The sequence below is a fragment of the Nocardioides mangrovicus genome (assembly GCF_003674065.1).
Taxonomy (GTDB): Bacteria; Actinomycetota; Actinomycetes; order Propionibacteriales; family Nocardioidaceae; genus Marmoricola; species Marmoricola mangrovicus.
This window is the reverse complement of the sequence record NZ_RDBE01000010.1, coordinates 108,906-123,371: the sequence shown is the minus strand read 5'-3', so window position 1 is coordinate 123,371 and position 14,466 is coordinate 108,906. Positions and strand designations below refer to the sequence as shown.

At 72.9% G+C, this 14,466-nt stretch carries 12 protein-coding genes; 7 read left to right on the top strand and 5 right to left on the bottom strand.

Annotated elements, in window-relative coordinates; genetic code table 11:
* Positions 1 to 5 precede the first annotated feature (5 nt).
* Together D9V37_RS15195 and D9V37_RS15190 are read right to left on the bottom strand one after the other, a co-directional pair.
* The gene (locus D9V37_RS15195; RefSeq protein WP_121807027.1) at positions 6 to 1,682 is read right to left on the bottom strand and encodes a DNA repair helicase XPB; all 1,677 of its coding nucleotides are present in this window, start codon (positions 1,680 to 1,682) and stop codon (positions 6 to 8) included.
* Positions 1,683 to 1,742: 60 nt separating this feature from the next.
* Complete coding sequence (locus D9V37_RS15190; protein WP_121807026.1) at positions 1,743 to 3,911, bottom strand: helicase-associated domain-containing protein; 2,169 nt, start codon at positions 3,909 to 3,911, stop codon at positions 1,743 to 1,745.
* A gap of 167 nt (positions 3,912 to 4,078) precedes the next feature.
* Between D9V37_RS15190 and D9V37_RS15185 the strand changes: the two genes are divergently transcribed.
* Together D9V37_RS15185 and D9V37_RS15180 are read left to right on the top strand one after the other, a co-directional pair.
* A complete protein-coding gene (locus D9V37_RS15185) occupies positions 4,079 to 5,716 on the top strand; it encodes an AMP-binding protein (RefSeq protein ID WP_121807025.1) in 1,638 nt (545 codons plus the stop codon).
* A 4-nt stretch (positions 5,717 to 5,720) separates the two neighbouring features.
* Positions 5,721 to 7,364, top strand: coding sequence for a DUF885 domain-containing protein (locus D9V37_RS15180; RefSeq protein ID WP_121807024.1), 1,644 nt, complete (start codon positions 5,721 to 5,723; stop codon positions 7,362 to 7,364).
* Between the two features lie 11 nt (positions 7,365 to 7,375).
* Here D9V37_RS15180 and D9V37_RS15175 read toward each other — a convergent pair whose 3' ends face one another.
* The gene (locus tag D9V37_RS15175) at positions 7,376 to 7,585 is read right to left on the bottom strand and encodes a hypothetical protein (protein WP_121807023.1); all 210 of its coding nucleotides are present in this window, start codon (positions 7,583 to 7,585) and stop codon (positions 7,376 to 7,378) included.
* A 413-nt stretch (positions 7,586 to 7,998) separates the two neighbouring features.
* On the opposite strand from D9V37_RS15175, the gene D9V37_RS15170 reads away from it, so the two are divergent.
* The 4 genes from D9V37_RS15170 to D9V37_RS15155 all read left to right on the top strand — a co-directional run bounded on the left by D9V37_RS15170 (position 7,999) and on the right by D9V37_RS15155 (position 11,728).
* Positions 7,999 to 9,219 (top strand): acyl-CoA dehydrogenase family protein, encoded by a 1,221-nt coding sequence (locus D9V37_RS15170; RefSeq protein WP_121807022.1) that lies wholly within the window; start codon positions 7,999 to 8,001, stop codon positions 9,217 to 9,219.
* On the top strand, positions 9,219 to 9,821 hold the full coding sequence (locus D9V37_RS15165) for an AmiS/UreI family transporter (RefSeq protein WP_121807021.1): 603 nt from the start codon (positions 9,219 to 9,221) through the stop codon (positions 9,819 to 9,821). Before D9V37_RS15170 ends, D9V37_RS15165 begins: the two co-directional genes overlap by 1 nt.
* 9 nt (positions 9,822 to 9,830) lie before the next feature.
* Entirely contained in the window at positions 9,831 to 11,252 is a 1,422-nt protein-coding gene (gene larE / locus D9V37_RS15160) for an ATP-dependent sacrificial sulfur transferase LarE (protein ID WP_232524946.1), read from the top strand.
* 71 nt (positions 11,253 to 11,323) lie between these two features.
* Positions 11,324 to 11,728, top strand: a complete 405-nt coding sequence (locus D9V37_RS15155) for a cold-shock protein (RefSeq protein WP_121807020.1) — start codon at positions 11,324 to 11,326, stop codon at positions 11,726 to 11,728.
* 205 nt (positions 11,729 to 11,933) lie between these two features.
* On the opposite strand, the gene D9V37_RS15150 is transcribed toward D9V37_RS15155, so the two are convergent.
* A complete protein-coding gene (locus D9V37_RS15150) occupies positions 11,934 to 13,352 on the bottom strand; it encodes an MFS transporter (protein ID WP_232524945.1) in 1,419 nt (472 codons plus the stop codon).
* 49 nt (positions 13,353 to 13,401) lie between these two features.
* Between D9V37_RS15150 and D9V37_RS15145 the strand changes: the two genes are divergently transcribed.
* Entirely contained in the window at positions 13,402 to 14,172 is a 771-nt protein-coding gene (locus D9V37_RS15145; RefSeq protein WP_121807019.1) for a DUF3027 domain-containing protein, read from the top strand.
* Here D9V37_RS15145 and D9V37_RS15140 read toward each other — a convergent pair.
* The gene (locus D9V37_RS15140) at positions 14,169 to 14,462 is read right to left on the bottom strand and encodes a DUF2530 domain-containing protein (RefSeq protein WP_232524944.1); all 294 of its coding nucleotides are present in this window, start codon (positions 14,460 to 14,462) and stop codon (positions 14,169 to 14,171) included. The two genes, D9V37_RS15145 and D9V37_RS15140, sit on opposite strands and share 4 nt — an antisense overlap.
* Positions 14,463 to 14,466: the final 4 nt, after the last annotated feature.

The window sequence follows — 14,466 nt, the reverse complement described above, 5'->3', positions numbered from 1 at the left end:
ACGGACTACCCTGCCGCGGCGTCCAGGGAACCCAGGTCGTCGGCGTCGACGATCCGGTAGGCGTAGCCCTGCTCGGCCAAGAAGCGCTGCCGGTTCTGGGCGAAGTCCGCGTCGACGGTGTCGCGGGAGACCACGGCGTAGAAGCGGGCCGTGCGGCGGTCGGCCTTGGGGCGCAGCAGCCGGCCCAGCCGCTGGGCCTCCTCCTGGCGCGAGCCGAAGCTACCGGAGACCTGGATGGCGACGGCCGCCTCGGGCAGGTCGACGGAGAAGTTGGCGACCTTGGAGACCACGAGCAGCTCGATCTCGCCGCTGCGGAAGGCCTCGAAGAGGCGTTCGCGCTCCTTGACGGTGGTGTCGCCCTTGATGACCGGGGCGCCCAGGTGCTCGCCGAGCTCGTCGAGCTGGTCGAGGTACTGGCCGATCACCAGCGTCTGCTCGCCGCGGTGGCGGGCCACCAGCTCCTCGGCCACGCGGGTCTTGGCGAACGTGCAGCTGGCCAGCCGGTAGCGCTCTTCGGGCTCCGCCGTCGCGTACGCGAGCCGCTCGCCCTCGGGCAGCGTGACCCGGACCTCCACGCAGTCCGCGGGCGCGATCCAGCCCTGGGCCTCGATGTCCTTCCAGGGCGCGTCGAAGCGCTTGGGCCCGATGAGGCTGAACACGTCGCCCTCCCGGCCGTCCTCGCGCACCAAGGTGGCGGTGAGCCCGATGCGGCGCCGGGCCTGCAGGTCGGCGGTCATCCGGAAGATCGGGGCGGGGAGCAGGTGCACCTCGTCGTAGACGATGAGGCCCCAGTCGCGGGCGTCGAGCAGGTCGAGGTGGGGGTAGGCGCCCTTCCGCCGCATCGTCAGCACCTGGTAGGTCGCGATGGTGACCGGCCGGATCTCCTTGCGCGCACCGGAGTACTCGCCGATCTCGTCCTCGGTGAGCGACGTGCGCCGCACCAGCTCGTGCTTCCACTGGCGCGCGCTGACGGTGTTGGTCACCAAGATCAGCGTGGTGGCCTGGGCGTGGGCCATGGCCGCCGCGCCGACGAGGGTCTTGCCGGCGCCACAGGGCAGCACGACGACGCCGGAGCCGCCCTCCCAGAACGCGTCGGCGGCCTGCTGCTGGTAGGCGCGCAGCTCCCAGTCGCCCTGGTCCAGGGCGATCGGGTGGGCCTCGCCGTCGACGTAGCCGGCCCAGTCCTCGGCCGGCCAGCCCAGCTTGAGCAGCGCCTGCTTGAGGTTGCCGCGCTGGCTGGGGTGCACCACCACGGCGCCCACGGCATCGGGCACGGCGGCGTCGACACGCTCGCCGATCATCCCGGCGATCTTCTTGCTCCGCAGCACCTCCTCGAACACGGGCCGGTCCACCGAGGAGAGCACGAGCCCGTGGGTGGGGTGCTTGTCCAGCCGCAGCCGGCCGTAGCGGGCCATCGTCTCGGCGACGTCGACGAGCAGCGCGTGGGGCACGGCGTACCGGCTGTGGTCGAGCAGGGCGCTGACGACCTGCTCGGCGTCGTGGCCGGCGGCGCGCGCGTTCCACAGCCCGAGCGGGGTGAGGCGGTAGGTGTGGATGTGCTCGGGCGAGCGCTCCAGCTCCGCGAACGGGGCGATCGCCTTGCGGGCCTCCGCGGCGTCGGGGTGGTCGACCTCCAGCAGCAACGTCTTGTCCGACTGGACGATCAGCGCACCCTCACTCACCGGTCCAGCCTACGGTCGTGTGCCTGGATGGTCGCTCTGGCGACCGCTGCAGCACACGACTCAGCCGAGCAGCCGCGCCTCGCTGATGCGCTGGACCGCGAAGGAACGCTGCTCGCCCTCGTCGTCGGCCAGCAGCGCGCCGCCGTCGACCCGCAGCGGCCGCACCACGCGCTCCATCCGCGAGCCGGCGTGGTCGACGTAGCCGATCCAGACCCGGTCGCCCCCCTCGGCGGCGGTACGCAGCAGGCTGAGGATGTCGCCGGGCAGGGCGGCGCGCTGGCCGGCCGGACGGCTCGCGGCGATCCGGTCGCCCGAGCGCAGCGCGGCCACGACGGCGCTGGTGCGGGCGGCGCGACGGGCCAGCTCGGCGCCCGCCGGTCGCCGCCGGCTCGTCCGCGAGCGGAAGACGTCGGGCCGGGCGATGCGCACCGTGCCGTCGGCTGCCTCGACCACGGGCGCGTGGCCGAGCTCGCGCAGCCGGGGCAGCAGCACGTGGAGCGGTACGTCGGAGACCACCACGGTGGGCGCGATCCGCCGCAGTCGCAGGCCGGCCGCGCCCGGATCGGTGACCAGGGCGGTGAGCGCGGTCTCGTCGTCGCTGCGCAAGAACGCCTCGGCGCCACCCACCCGCAGCGTGCCGAAGCGGCGCGAGACGTCGTCGACGAGGTAGTCGAGGGCCTGCGGCACCGGCGTGCGCGAGGAGCTGCTGAGGAACTCCTTGATCTCCACCGATGACCAGCCCGCGTCGAAGGCGCGCCGCACCGAGGCGTCGCTGAACCGGTACGTCGTGGCGCCGCCGCGCGACTCGACGTCGGCCACGAGCGCGATCGCGCGGGCGAGCTCCTGCTCCAGCGGGCCGGGCGCGACGGCGGTGAGGTCGGCCTGGATCAGCACGTGGTCGACCGCCGCCGGCAGCAGCGGCTCGAGCCCGGCCGCCGCGTCGCCGTCGGTCAGCAGCGCGGCGGCGTACGTCGCCGGTCCGCCGAGACCGGTCAGCCCGATCACCGCCGCCTCCTCCACCGCCCAGGTCACCGCGCGCTCGCGACCGGCCGGTCGTCGCGGCGCGCGCCAGCGCAGTCGATCGAGCAGCGACGGCAGCCCGGTGCCGGCGGCCAGCACCCCCTCGGTCTCGACCAGCTCGGTCAGCGCCTCGCGGCGGGCGGGCGGCAGCCACGGCCGCTCCAGCTCGGGGGTGAGCGCGTTGACGGGCCGGTCGGCCTCGTCGCGGGCCCCGATCAGCCCGGTGAGCCGCGGGTTCGCCAACCAGGCCCGGGCCAGCGTCATCCAGCGCTGGGCCACCGGCTGGGTCAGCCACGCGTCGTAGGCCTCGGTGGGCAGCCAGGCGGGGTCGACGTCGTCGGCGCTGCCGGGGGCGAGCAGCCCGGCCGCGGCTGCCGTCTCGACGACCAGCCCGGCCTCGGCCGGCTCGACGGCCAGCAGCGTCGCCGCCGCACGGAGGTCGCGGACACCGAGCCCGCCCGCCCGAAGCACGCCCACGGGATGGCTGCCCCAGTGGTCCAGCAGCAGCTCCGTGCGGCGCACCAGCTCGAACGCGGCCCCGGCGGCGGCCCGGTCGGCGATACGCTGCGACTGCTCGCTCGTCGCGACCCGCGGCACGACGTCGACGGGCTCGCGAGTGGACCGACCACCGCGCAGCGCCACGCGTACCGACCACGGGACGCTGACGTGGCGCCGGTCCTCGCGCAGCTGCAGCAGGCGCCGGTCGAGGAGCTCGCGCACCGGCTCGGTGACCGACTCGAAGCGACCGTCGGCGTCGCGCTCGTCGAGGTGGTCGAGCAGTGCGCGGGCCGGCCCCGAGAGACCCTCGAGCAGTCGCGGCACCTCGCCCACGGGCGGTCCCTGGGGCGAGGCGAGCACCTCCGCCAGCACGCTGACCGGCCGCAGGTCCTCGGGTGTGCCCCACAGCAGCGCCAGGTCGAGCAACCGGGCGAGCGCGGCGTCGACGCTCGCGGGCGCCGCGTGGACGACGTCGTGCAGCGAGCCGGGCGCGTGCAGCGCCGCCTCGAGCACCGTCAGCTCCAGCAGCGAGAGGGAGTCCAGCGCCCGCACCACCGCCGGTCGCGTCGAGAGTCGGGCCGCGAGCTGGGCGGAGTCCTGGGGCGCCGGCACGCCGAGGTCCGGCCGCGCCTCGATCAGCGCCGCGAGCCGCTCGTCGGGCCAGCCCCGCAGCTGGTCGGCGAGACTCCTCGCGGCGCCGGTCGTGGACATCCGGCCAATTCTACGGAGGCCTAGTCCAGATCAAGTAGCACCGATCGTGGGGCACGACGTGGTGCTACTCGTTCTGGACTACCCCGACGGGCCGCTCGGGCCGCCGACGTTCACGATCGACGCTCACGCCTGGTGCGCGGTGGGTCGAGTGCCACTAGGTTCCGATCATGGAGTCCTACGCGAAGGGTGAGGCCACCCCGCCGCTGCTCGAGGAGACCATCGGTGCGAACTTCGAGCGCACCGTGGCCGAGCACGGCGAGAACGAGGCGCTGGTCGAGTTCCAGAGCGGCCGGCGATGGACGTACGCCGAGCTCGACGCCGAGGTGAACCGGCTGGCCCGCGGCCTGATCGCCGCCGGCCTCGCCACGGGCGATCGCATCGGCGTCTGGGCGCCGAACTGTGCCGAGTGGACCATCGCTCAGTACGCGACGGCCAAGATCGGCGCGGTGCTGGTCAACGTCAACCCCTCCTACCGCACGCACGAGTTCTCCTACGCGGTGAACCAGTCGGGCATGCGGATGCTCATCAGTGCGGTGGACTTCAAGACCAGCGACTACCGAGCGATGGTCGACGAGACCGCTGCGGAGAACCCCGGCCTGGAGCGCGTGGTCTACATCGGCACCGACGACTGGGACGCGCTGCTGGCCGAGGGCGACGCCCTGCCCGCCGACGCCGTCGCGGAGCGGATGGCCACGCTCGATCCCGGCGACGCGATCAACATCCAGTACACGAGCGGCACCACCGGCTACCCCAAGGGCGCGACGCTGAGCCACCGCAACATCCTCAACAACGGCTACGTGGTCACCGAGACCATCGGCCTCACCGACGCCGACCGGCTCGTCATCCCGGTGCCCTTCTACCACTGCTTCGGCATGGTGATGGCGAACCTCGGCTGCACCACCCACGGCGCGACGATGGTCATCCCGGCGCAGGGTTTCGACCCGGGCACGACCCTGCGCTGCGTGCAGCAGGAGCGGGCCAGCGTGCTCTACGGCGTCCCGACGATGTTCATCGCGATGCAGAACCACGCTGACTTCGCGAGCACCGATCTCTCCACCCTGCGGTCGGGGATCATGGCCGGCTCGATCTGCCCGGTGGAGGTGATGAAGCGCTGCGTCAACGAGATGCACATGGAGGGCGTCTCGATCGCCTACGGGATGACTGAGACGTCGCCGGTCTCCTGCCAGACCAGGGCCGACGACGACCTCGAGCACCGCACCGCCACCATCGGCATGGTCGCCCCGCACGTCGAGATCAAGGTCGTCGACCCGGTGACGGGCGAGACGGTGGAGCGCGGCACGCCGGGGGAGTTCTGCACCCGCGGCTACTCGGTGATGCTCGGCTACTGGGACGACCCGGAGAAGACCGCGGAGGCCATCGACGCGGAGGGGTGGATGCACACCGGCGATCTCGCGGAGATGCGCGAGGACGGCTACTGCAACATCGTCGGTCGGATCAAGGACATGGTGATCCGCGGCGGGGAGAACATCTACCCGCGCGAGATCGAGGAGTTCCTCTACGCTCACCCCGACATTGCCGACGTGCAGGTGGTCGGCGTCCCCGACGAGCGCTACGGCGAGGAGCTGTGCGCCTGGATCGTCATGCGGGAGGGGCGTGAGCCGCTCGACGCCCAGGCCGTCCGCGCCTTCTGCGAGGGCAAGCTGGCCCACTACAAGCTGCCGCGGTACGTGATGGTCGTCGAGGAGTTCCCGATGACCGTGACCGGCAAGATCCGCAAGGTGCAGATGCGCGAGGAGTCGGCCGAGAAACTCGGGCTGGTCGGGCAGGGCCACGACGTAGGTTGAGCCCGTGAGCGACATCGACGACCTTGCTCGGGAGTACTGGGACGCGACGCTGCAGGCCGAGCCCACCGAGGCGCACCTGCTGGGGCTCTACCCGCAGGGCGAGGGCAGGTTCGAGGACCTCTCGCGCGCCGAGGAGGACCGGCGGATCGCGCAGCTGCGCGACTTCGCCGACCGGGCCGAGGCGCTGAGCGGGCTCGACGAGGAGCAGCAGGTCACCGCGGCCGTGCTGGTCAGCGACGCCCGCACCTCCGCCGACCTGCTCGAGACCCGGCTGGCCGAGCTCTCGGCCGACCCCATCTTCGGCATGCAGACCTCGATGCCGCTCGTGCTGGGCATGCTGACGCTGCCCGACGCCCGCGTCGCCGAGGCGATGGTGGGCACCTTCGAGGGCATCGGCGCCGCCTACGACGCACTGGCCGACCGCGTGCGCGAGGGCGTCGAGCACGGGCGCCGGCCGGCGCAGTTCGCCGTCCGCGAGACCGTCCGGCAGCTCGACGAGGCGCTCGACGTCGCGGTGGCCGACGACCCGATGGTGGCCGCCCTGGCGCTGCCCGAGGGCTCCGAGGACCTCCGCTCGCGCTTGGTCGACGTCGTCTCGTCCTCGGTGCGACCCGGCATGGAGCGCTACCGCGACGTGCTGCGCGACGTCGTGCTGGCGCAGGCACGGCCCGACGAGCAGTGCGGGCTGTCGTGGCTCGACGACGGCGCCGAGACCTACGCCGCCGCGCTGCGCTACTTCACCACCACCGACAAGACCGCCCAGGAGATCCACGACATCGGCCTCGCGCAGGTCGAGGCACTCGCGCAGGAGTACCGCGAGCTGGGCGCCGAGGCGCTCGGCACCGACGACCTGGCCGAGATCTTCGAGCGCATGCGTACCGACCCCGAGCTCCACTTCGAGACCGGCGACCAGCTGGTCGAGGCCTCGAAGCAGGCCCTGGAGCGGGCCGGAGCGGAGATGGGCGACTGGTTCGAGACGCTGCCGAAGGCGCCGTGCGCGGTCGAGGGGACGCTCACCGGGGCCAAGGCCTTCTACTTCCCGCCCGCGACCGACGGCAGCCGCGGTGGCACCTTCTTCGTCAACGTCGACGAGCCGCAGGACTGGGGCACCTTCGAGCTGGAGTCGATGGCGTTCCACGAGGGCATCCCCGGCCACCACCTGCAGCTCTCGGTGGCCGGCGAGCTGCCCGACAGCGTCCCGGAGTTCCGCAAGCACCTGCACACCGCCGCCTACACCGAGGGCTGGGGCCTGTACTCCGAGCGGCTCAGCGACGAGATGGGTCTCTACGGCAGCCAGGTCGACCGGCTCGGGATGCTCTCGGCCGACTCGCTGCGCGCGTGCCGGCTCGTCGTGGACACCGGTCTGCACGCCCTGGGCTGGAGCCGGCAGCAGGCGGTGGACTACATGGTGGCCAACTCCCCGATGACCGAGGGCATCGTGCGCCCCGAGGTCGACCGGTACGTCGTGAGCCCCGGTCAGGCCTGCTCCTACATGGTCGGCCGGCTGGAGATCCAGCGGATGCGTCGTGAGGCCGAGCAGCGTCGGGGCGACGACTTCGAGATCAAGGCCTTCCACACCGCCGTGCTCGACCAGGGCCCGCTGCCGCTGGACGTCTTGGACCGCGTGGTGCGCGCCCGGCTCTCCTGAGTCGGCCGCCCTCAGGCGGCCGAGGGGTGGGACCCGCTGTCGGGGCGGGCGCTCGCGGGACGCTCGGCTCGGCACACGCGCAGGCCGAAGCCGTACCAGCCGGCGACCACCTCGGCGGCGGCGACCACGTCGGCGGCCGCGTCCGCGCTCACCGAGAGCACCACCGTGTCGCCGCACATCGCGTACGCCGCGAACTCCTCGATGCCCGGTGGCGCGCCCACGACCGGAAGGACGAGGCGGTGTTCGGTGTGTCGCGGGATCGGCGCCCGACGGCGTCGGGTCGCGGGCGCGGTCAGTAGTGCCGCCAGCGCGAAGAGGACGAGGGCAGCGAGGGCAGCGAGGGCAAGGGGGAAGAGGGTCATGCCAGCACTCCGATGGTCAGATCCCCGATGATCCCCGTCACCGACGATCATGTGGTGTTCGCCACGCCGGTGTCACAGATTCGGGAGAACACGCGTTTCCCGAGGCTCGATCGGCCCGATCTGTCTAGCCCGATACGCCCCTCGGCCGCCGTCGCCTGATCGGGGGAGCCGACCCCCTGATCGGCACAACCGTCGGCCGGCAGCCTGTACTGGTTGGCCGTTTACTGCATTATTTCACTCGACATTATCGACCTAGTGCTCCGAGGACGCCCATGACCACCGACACCGTCGCCTCCACCTCGACCCCGGTCCGAGCCGGCTCACCCGAGCTCCGCGCGCTGCTGGACCGCATCGCCGTCGACGCCGACGTCCGCGATCGCGAGCGGATCGCGCCGTTCGAGCAGATCGGCTGGCTCAAGCAGGCCGGCCTCGGCCGGCTCCGCGTGCCGGTCGCCGAGGGCGGTGGCGGCGCGAGCCTGCGCGAGCTGTTCACGACGCTCATCGAGCTCGCCGAGGCCGACTCCAACGTCGCGCACATCCTGCGCACGCACTTCTGGTTCGTCGAGCAGCAGCTGCAGAGCGGCGACGCCGCCTCGCGGGCCCGCGGCCTGGCGCTGGTGAACGCCGACCGGCTGGTCGGCAACGGCTTCAGCGAGCAGAGCAAGCACGCGGTGGGCCTGCACTTCGACACCACGCTCACCCCCGAGGACGGCGGTGGCTACCGGCTCGACGGGGAGAAGTTCTACTCCACCGGCACCCTCTACTCCGACTACACCCAGATCTGGGCGGCCACCCCCGACGGCCGCATCGCCGGCGCGGTCGTGCCGCTGGACCGCGACGGCGTCACCGTCGAGGACGACTGGGACGGCTTCGGCCAGCGGCTGACCGCCACCGGCACCACCCGGCTCGACAACGTCCGGGTCGAGGAGGAGGAGTACTTCGACCTCGGCGACCCCGACCACCAAGACGACCCGGTCTACCAGGGCGCCTTCTTGCAGCTGTACCTGCAGGCGGTCACCGTCGGCATCCTGCGCAGCGTCCGCAACGACGCCGTGGCGCTGGTGCAGCGCCGCTCGCGCAACTTCAGCCATGCCGCCGCTGGGTCTCCCGCCGAGGACCGGCAGGTGCTTCAGGTCGTCGGGGAGATCTCCGCGGACGCCTTCGCGGCCGAGGCGATCGTCCTCGCCGCGGCCGACCGGTTGCAGGAGGCCGCCGACTCCGTGGTCGACGGACTGCCCACCGCGGCCGCCGCCGAGGCGGCCCAGCTCGCGGCGGCGCAGGCGAAGGTGGCGATCGACCGCTTCTCCTACGCCACCGCGGCGCGGCTCTTCGACGTCGGGGGCGCCTCGGCCACGCAGTCGGTGCACAACCTCGACCGGCACTGGCGCAACGCCCGGACCGCCTCGACGCACAACCCGACGTTCCTCAAGGCGTCGGCCATCGGCGACCACGAGGTCAACGGTGCCGCCTTCCCCGGGAACGCGTACTTCTGATGGCCTCCGTCGGACTGCTCTTCGTCGGAGCGGTGCTCCTGATCAACGGCCTGCTCTTCCTCGGCAAGGTCGACGCCAAGACCGCCGGCGTGTTCAACCTGTTCGTCGGCGGCCTGCAGACCGTCGCGCCGCTCTACCTCATCGTCACCGCGAAGGACGGCGACGCGGTGCTCTCGGCGGCCGGCGTGCTGATGTTCGGGTTCACCTACCTCTACGTCGGCGTCAACAGCCTGGCCGGCTTCGAGGGACCGGGCCTCGGCTGGTTCTCGCTGTGGGTGGCGATCCTCGCCGTCGGCTTCGCGGTGGTGAACCTGGTCCGCTTCGACGACGCCGCCTCGGCGCTGCTGTGGTTCCAGTGGGCCGCGCTGTGGGGCCTGTTCTTCGCCGTCATCGCGCTCGGCCTCTCGCGGCTGACCGAGGTGACCGCCTGGTTCACGATCATCGCCTCCTTCACCACCTGCACGGTGCCGGGCTTCGTCTACCTGCTCGGCGAGACGGTGCCCGCGTGGGCGGTGGTGGTCTCCATCGTCGCCACCGTGGTCGTGCTGGTGCCCGTGGCGCTGCGGACGGTCCCAGGATCGGCCGTGCCCGCACCGGCCTAGGCTGGAACGGTGGCGGATCAGCTGGTGGTCGGGTTCGACCTCGACATGACGCTGATCGACACCCGCGACGGGTTCGCCGCCACCCTGCGCACCCTCGGCGCCGAGCTGGGCGTCAGCTTCCCCGAGGAGGAGCTGACCGCCCGGCTCGGCCCCCCGCTCGACCTGCTGCTCGGCGATCACCTCGACGCCGAGCGCATTCCCGGGGCCGTCGACCGGTTCCGCGAGATCTACCCCGGCGCCGCCATCGAGCCGACGCCGACGCTGCCGGGCGCCGCCGAGGCGCTGGCGGCGGTACGACGCGAGCACGGCCGGGTGCTGCTCGTGACCGGCAAGTACACCCGCAACGCCCAGCTCCACGTCGACCACCTCGGACTGGACGTCGACGTCGTGGCCGGTGAGGTGTGGAGCACGCTCAAGGCCGACGCGCTGCTCGAGCACGGCGCGTCGATCTACGTCGGCGACCACGTGCACGACGTCGAGGGAGCCCGAGCGGCCGGCGCCCTCAGCGTCTCGGTGCTGACGGGCGGCTGCACGGCCGAGGAGCTCAGGGCGGCCGGCACCGACGTCGTCCTCGACGACCTCACCGCCTTCCCGGCCTGGCTCGACGAGCACCTCCTCGGGCTGCGGCTCGCCGCCCTCGAGGAGCGGCTGCGGGCGCTGGGCCGAGTGATGGTCGCCTTCTCCGGTGGCGCCGACAGTGCCTTCCTACTGGCCGCCGCCGTGCGCGCGCTGGGCGCCGAGAACGTCGCCGCCGCCACGGCCGACTCCGACTCGCTGCCGGCCTCCGAGCGCGACCCCGCCCGTACGTTCGCCGAGTCGCTCGGCGTGCGGGTGCTGACCCCCGCCACCCACGAGATGGAGCGCGAGGGCTACCGCGCCAACGACGGCGACCGGTGTGCGTTCTGCAAGAGCGAGCTGCTCGACGTGCTCGGCCCGCTGGCCGCGGCGGAGGGCTACGACGTCGTCGCCACCGGCACCAACGCCGACGACGCCCGGGCGGGCTTCCGGCCGGGTATCGCCGCGGCCGCCTCGCGGGGCGCCGTCACCCCGCTGCTCGACGCCGGGCTGACCAAGGCGCAGGTGCGCGAGGCCTCGCGGCGCTGGAGCCTGCCGACCTGGGACAAGCCGGCGGCGGCGTGCCTGAGCTCACGAGTGGCCTACGGCATCGAGATCACCCCGGCGCGGCTGGCCCGCGTGGAGCGCGCCGAGGCGGCGGTGCGGGCGCTGGTGCCGCAGGCCCGCGACGTGCGGGTGCGCGACCTGGGGGACACCGCCCGGGTCGAGATCGACCGAGCGCTGATCGAGCAGGTCGACCAGACCGTGCTGGCGGCGGTGCGCCAGACCGGGTTCGACCACGCCGAGGTCGACCCGCTGGGGTTCCGGTCGGGCTCGATGAACGCGCTGCTGGCCGAGCCCGAGCAATTCCGATGACCGGCGCTCGGCCGCACCCGTAGACTCGTCCGGCTCCCGCCCGAACGACTCGCTGCAGAAGAGGTCTTGCTGTGCCCACCGGAAAGGTCAAGTGGTACGACGCCGAGAAGGGCTTCGGCTTCTTGTCGCGCGAGGACGGTGCCGACGTCTACGTCAACGCCTCCGCCCTCCCCGAGGGCGCCGGCGCGCTCAAGCAGGGCACCCGGGTCGAGTTCGGCATCGCCCAGGGCCGCCGCGGCGACCAGGCGCTGCAGGTGCGCATCCTCGAGCAGCCGACGTCGGTGGCCAGCAACCAGCGCAACGCCCAGCGCAACGCGCACCGCAAGAAGCCCGAGGAGATGGTCGGCATCGTCGAGGACCTGATCCGGCTCCTCGACGGCATCGGCGAGACCTACCGCGCCGGCCGGCGTCCGGAGAACAAGGTCGCCCGCCCGGTCGCCAAGCTCCTGCGGGGGCTGGCCGACGAGCTGGAGTAGCGAGCCAAAACTCCGCACTTGCGAAGTTGTGACTCCGGCATCTCGCTCGTGGCCGGACTTTTTGGGCCACCGAACTGCGCAAGTGTGGAGTTGGCGCACCCGGGGCGACCAAAACCCCGCACTTGCGCAGTTGTGAGTCGGGCCTATCGGCCGATGTCCCCCGAAATCGGGCGCCGCAACTGCGCAAGTGTTGAGTTTCGGCGGGTCAGGCCACCCCCGGCACCACCCGCCGCGACCGGGCCACGAGGACGAAGAGGGTCCAGAGCACGAGGATCCCGGCCAGCACGCCCAGCCCCACCCGCGGCACGAGCGGCAGGGCGATGCCGATGAACCCGCCGAGCACCCAGGACAGCTGCAGCAGCGTCTCGGAGCGGGCGAAGGCCGAGGTACGGACCCGCTCGGGCACGTCGCGCTGGATGGCGGCGTCGAGGGCGAGCTTGCCGACGGCCTGGCTGACGCCGGCCACGAGGCCGAGCACGACGGCGAACAGCAGGCCGTAGAACAGGGCGGCGCACACCGCGGCGGCGGCGTCGAGCACGAGTGGCACCACCACCATCACGCGGGTGGGCACGGCGCGCAGCAGGTTGCCCAGGCCGATGCCGACGGTGTTGCCCAGGCCGGCGGCGCCGATGACCAGCCCCAGCAGCAGCGTCTCGCGGTGCAGGCCGAGGAACGTGGTGCCGGTCCAGCCGGGCAGCGGGTGCTGGGTGAGCAGGAAGGCCATGTAGATGGTGAGGAACCCCGAGAGCATCCGCAGCCCGGCGTTGCAGCGCAGGCCGAGCACCACCACCGACGGCAGCCGGGTGCGGGTGGGCCCGTCCATCAGGGAGTCCTCGTCGTCGCTGGCGTCGGAGCGGGCCGGGAGCAGGATCGAGAGCACCGTGGCCGCGGCGTAGACCACGAACGCGTAGCGCAGCGACCACTGCCCGCCGAACGACGCGGCCCCGGCGGCCAGCGGGCCGGAGACCGCCGCCCCGACGATGCCGGCCAGCGAGATCCGGCTGTTGGCCTTGACCAGGCTCAGCCCCTCGGGCATCAGTCGCGGCACCGTGGCCGCGCGGGCGACGCCGTACGCCTTGGACGCGACCAGGCAGCCCAACGCGGCGGGGTAGAGCAGCACCGAGTTCGAGGCGATCGCGTCGGCGGCCACCAGGCAGCAGACGCCACGGATGGCGAAGGTGCCGCCGATCGCCCAGCGACGGCCGTGGGAGAACCGGTCGAGGAACGGACCGATCAGCGGTGCCACCACCGCGAACGGCAGCATGGTCAGCCCCAGGAACAGCGCCACCGGGCCGCGCGCACCGCCCGGGTCGGCGATGAAGATCGTGCCGGCCAGCGAGATCGCCAGCGCGGCGTCGCCGGCGGCGTTGAAGGCGTGCAGCTCGATGATCCGGTAGAGCCCGCTGTCGCCGGCGCCCTGGGCGTGGCTGGCGCGCCGCGCCTGCCGGAAGACGTACGTCGCACCGTGGCCGGTGCCGCGCCCCGCGGCGCCGATCCCGTCGCGCGTCCCGCGCGCGGCGGCGCCGATCCCGCGACCGGTCGCCGAGGCGAAGCGTCGCCCCCGGCCGCGCTGCGGCGCCGGGGACGGCTGCTCGGCGACGTCGCCGTCGGTCCGCTCGTCCACCTGCCCATCCTGCCAAGAAGCCCGGCACGGTCTCGTAGACTCTCCCGTCGTGATCGCCACCACTGACGACGCCGTGCTCGCGGCCTCCGCCGACGCCGCCCGCGAGGCCCTCGTGGCCGAGGTAGGTGCCGAGGTCGTCGGCGAGGCGCTGGAGCTGGTGCCCGAGGGCGACGGCGTCGGCACCTGGTACTTCGCCTGCACCCAGCGCGGCTACCCGGGCTGGCGCTGGGCCGTCACGCTCGCCCATGCCGCCGGCGAGGCCTCGGCCACCGTCGACGAGATCGTGCTGCTGCCGGGCCAGAGCGCCATCGTCGCGCCGGCCTGGGTGCCCTACCGCGACCGGATCCGGCCCGGCGACCTCTCGCCCGGCGACATCCTGCCCACCGACGAGGACGACGACCGGCTGGTGCCGACCTTCCTGGCCGGCGACGCCGAGGAGTCCGACGAGCACGACGACGGCCAGGTGCGCGCGGTGGCCAAGGAGCTGGGACTGGGCCGTACCCGGGTGCTCTCGGTGGCAGGTCGTGCGCTCGCTGCCGACCGCTGGTACGCCGGCGACCAGGGCCCCGACTCACCGCTGGCCCAGCAGGCCCACCACCAGTGCTGGTCGTGCGGCTTCCTGGTGCGCCTGGCCGGCCCGCTGGCGGAGGACTTCGGGGTCTGCGCCAACGAGTTCGCCAACGACGACGCCCGCGTCGTCGCCTACGGCCACGGCTGCGGCGCGCACTCGGAGGCCCAGCTGCGCAAGAAGCAGCTGCCGGCGCCGGTGCCCGACCCGATCGTCGACACCCTCACCCCGCAGGACCTCGAGCGGTTCTAGCCGGACGTCTCCGAGCTCTCCAGGAGCCGGTTGCGGCGGCGCCGGCAGTAGTCCCAGCCGGCCAGGCCCAGCCCGAAGCCGGCCAGGCAGGTCCACAGCCACCACAGGTGGTCGTCGGCCTTGAGCCGGCCGACGAACGGCAGCAGCATCACGAACGCCGCCAGCCACAGCACGGTGCCGACGGCGGTGGTACGCACCCCGTTGGGGTCGACCGGGTCGACCTCGGCCACGACGTACACCCGGCCGCGGATCTCGTGCGTCTCCGGCGGCTGCGGCGGGGGAGAGGTCACGCGC

Coding starts and splice junctions, on each gene's coding strand:
- D9V37_RS15165 (WP_121807021.1), top strand. CDS start 9,219: ATGGCCTCCGTCGGACTGCTCTTCGTCGGAGCGGTGCTCCTGATCAAC.
- D9V37_RS15190 (WP_121807026.1), bottom strand. CDS start 3,911: ATGTCCACGACCGGCGCCGCGAGGAGTCTCGCCGACCAGCTGCGGGGC.
- D9V37_RS15170 (WP_121807022.1), top strand. CDS start 7,999: ATGACCACCGACACCGTCGCCTCCACCTCGACCCCGGTCCGAGCCGGC.
- D9V37_RS15185 (WP_121807025.1), top strand. CDS start 4,079: ATGGAGTCCTACGCGAAGGGTGAGGCCACCCCGCCGCTGCTCGAGGAG.